Here is a 401-nt window from a genome sequence, read left to right on the forward strand (position 1 = left end):
CAGGTAGGCGCGGGGGATATCCAAGTCCAGCAGAAGTTCGCGCATGGTGGGGACGGTGCCGCGGACGAGGTGGACCGCGCTGCGGTGCAGGGCCTCACGGCCGGCCAGGCGCATGGTGGACCACCAGTGCGCACCGACCCGGTCGCGGACCTCCTCCCAGCCGCCTGCCAAGAATTCCTGCTCGGAGTACACGGCGATGCCACTGCTGCCGCCCGAGCCAGGCTGGCGCGGGAGCGGGTCGAGGTTGGCGTCGACCAGGACCAGTCGGGAGACCAGGCGCGGGTGCCGGGCGGCCAGGACGATGGCCACCGAGCCGCCCATGCTGTGCGCGATCAGCTCCGCACCGGAAACGCCAGCGGCGGTCAGGGCCTTCGCGAGGGCATCAGCATGCGCTTCCAGGG

1 protein-coding gene is annotated in these 401 nt (G+C 71.8%); it reads right to left on the reverse strand.

The annotated features are described in order from the left end of the window. The coding region (locus BIV25_RS45995; protein WP_143076855.1) for an alpha/beta fold hydrolase at positions 1 to 401 on the reverse strand (401 nt) is incomplete at both ends.

The organism is Streptomyces sp. MUSC 14 (assembly GCF_001866675.1).
GTDB lineage: Bacteria > Actinomycetota > Actinomycetes > Streptomycetales > Streptomycetaceae > Streptomyces.